Annotated in this window: 2 protein-coding genes; both read right to left on the bottom strand. The window is 61.0% G+C overall.

The features are described from left to right. A partial coding sequence (locus PQR42_RS45420) for a 4-carboxy-4-hydroxy-2-oxoadipate aldolase/oxaloacetate decarboxylase (RefSeq protein ID WP_408393921.1) occupies nucleotides 1-485 on the bottom strand: 485 nt, incomplete at its 3' end. 2 nt (nucleotides 486-487) lie between these two features. Beyond that, on the bottom strand, nucleotides 488-1,480 hold a 993-nt coding region (locus tag PQR42_RS45415; RefSeq protein ID WP_408393919.1), incomplete at its 5' end, for an amidohydrolase family protein.

Raw genomic sequence — 1,480 nt, 5'->3', positions numbered from 1 at the left:
GGATTCACTAGCGCCCCGGCGCACACCACCGGAATGTTCACCGAACCGAGCGTCGCCTTGACCGTCCCTTTGGCCGAGATCGCCTTGCTCCAGACCGGGAATGTCATCTCCGTCAGCACGCTTACGTCCCGTACGCCGGCATCGATGATCAAACCCTTGGCGCCGCGCGCCTTGAAGCTCGTCGCCAGCAGATCGCCGAAATAGCCATCCGTGCAATCGGCCGTGACACCGGCAATGACGATATCGCCCGGCTGGATCTGTTCCGCCGCGACGTGCAGCATCCAGTTGTCGCCGGGCTGCAGCAGAACCGTGACAGCCGTGCCGTGGGCCCGTGCACCGGCATAGATCGGGCGCATATAAGGCTTCAGCAGACCGACACGGCCCATTGCCTCGTGCACGGTGGCGGTTCCGAGCGCACCGAGTTTTGCAGCGACGTCGCCATCTGCCCGCTGGATGTTGCGATACACCACACCTAGTTCATACATGATCAATGTCCCTTCGTCTTCAATGCTGCATCGAGGCGCGGATAGACGCGGCGTGCGTTGCCTTCGTAGATCTTGTAGCGCTCGTCCGCATCGATATGCGCGGCCTCGATATAGCGCTTCGTGTCGTCGAAATAATTGCCCGTCTCCGGATCGATGCCGCGCACGGCGCCGATCATCTCGCTCGCAAACAGGATGTTCTCCACCGGAATCACGCGCGTGAGCAGATCGATGCCCGGCTGGTGATAGACGCAGGTGTCGAAGAACACGTTGTTGAGCAGATGGTCTTTCAGCAAGGGCTTCTTCAGTTCCTGCGCGAGTCCGCGAAAGCGCCCCCAGTGATAAGGCACCGCGCCGCCGCCGTGCGGAATCACGAAGCGCAGCGTGGGGAAATCACGGAACAGGTCAGACGTGAGGCACTGCATGAACGCGGTGGTATCGGCGTTCAGGTAATGCGCGCCAGTCGTGTGGAAGCACGCATTGCAGCTGGTGCTCACGTGAACCATCGCGGGAATATCGTACTCGACCATCTTCTCGTAGATCGGATACCAGTGGCGATCGGACAGCGGCGGGCCGGTCCAGTGGCCGCCCGACGGATCCGGGTTGAGATTGATCGCCACGTTGCCGTACTGCTCCACGCATCTGACTAGTTCAGGAATACACGTGGCGACATCGACGCCCGGACTCTGCGGCAGCATCGCGGCCGGAATGAAATGGTCGGGGAACAGCTGGCTCACGCGGAAGCACAACTCGTTGCAGATCGCCGCCCATGTACTGGAAACCTGAAAATCGCCAATGTGATGCGCCATGAAACTCGCGCGCGGACTGAAGATGGTGAGATCGAGGCCGCGCTCGCGCATCAGGCGCAACTGGTTGCTCTCGATCGATTCGCGCAACTCGTCGTCGCTGATCTGCAACTCAGAGACTCTGGGCATTTCCGAAGGATTGTTGATGCCCGCGATCTGGCGGTTGCGCCACTGCTCCAGCGCCTTGGGCGC

The organism is Paraburkholderia sediminicola, assembly GCF_046027355.1.
Classification (GTDB): Bacteria; Pseudomonadota; Gammaproteobacteria; order Burkholderiales; family Burkholderiaceae; genus Paraburkholderia; species Paraburkholderia sediminicola_B.
Note: the sequence above shows the minus strand (reverse complement) of the source record. Positions and strands in the feature narration are given on the sequence as shown.